The organism is Komagataeibacter kakiaceti JCM 25156 (assembly GCF_000613305.1).
Window position 1 is genome coordinate 1 of record NZ_BAIO01000701.1, and the last position, 987, is coordinate 987.

General features: G+C 66.3%; 1 pseudogene. It reads right to left on the reverse strand.

The features are described from left to right. Positions 1–194 precede the first annotated feature (194 nt). A pseudogene (locus JCM25156_RS26045) lies at positions 195–987 on the reverse strand (Mrp/NBP35 family ATP-binding protein); the annotation flags it as partial.

Consider the following 987-nt stretch of genomic DNA (forward strand, 5'->3'; position numbering starts at 1 on the left):
CGCGGCGCGGCGCGTATCGCCCGCATCAATGCGGCATGGGACCGGATCAAGCGCGACCGCAGGCTTTGACAGCGGGCGTCGGTCGGGACTCTGCCCGAAAACAACTGATTGATATAAAACAATAAAAGTTTTTGGGTGCCGCCTTTTTTCAAAAAGGCGGCGTTCCATGACCCGCCGCGTTCAGCCCGGATGGATCAGCGGGTGTTTTTCTTCTGTTCCAGCACGCGGCGCACGGTCGCGCCGACCGTATGGGCCAGCCCGCGATAGGCCTGCCCCGCCGGGCTGTCGGGTGCCGCGATCACGATGGGCGCGCCTCATCGGCACTGGCGCGGATATCGGCCAGAAGCGGGATCTCGCCCAGGAACGGCACACCCATCTTCTCCGCTTCCGCCCGCGCGCCGCCATGGCCGAACAGTTCGGTGCGGTGGTTGCAGTTGGGGCAGCAGAAATAGGACATGTTTTCCACAATCCCCAGCACCGGCACGTTCATCTTCCCGAACATGGTGATGCCGCGCCGCGCGTCCAGCAGCGCGATGTCCTGCGGGGTGGAGACGATGATGGCGCCCGCCAGCGCGGTTTTCTGCGCCAGTGTCAACTGCGCGTCTCCCGTGCCGGGGGGCATGTCCACCACCAGCACATCCAGCGCGCCCCATTCCACATCGCCCAGCAACTGGTTGATGGCCCCCATCACCATCGGCCCGCGCCAGATCATGGCCTCGGTCTCGTCCACCAGCATGCCGATCGACATGGCGCTGATGCCCCATTTGCGCGGCGGGATCAGGTGACCATCCGCCACTTCGGGCTGGTCCTTCAGCCCCATCATGCGCGGCAGGGACGGGCCGTGGATATCGGCATCCAGCAGCCCGACCTTCAGCCCCTCGAGCCCCAGCCCTACCGCGAGGTTCACGGCCGTGGTCGATTTGCCGACCCCGCCCTTGCCCGACGCCACGGCGATGACCACGCCCACCCGTGGCGGGAGCGGGCCGG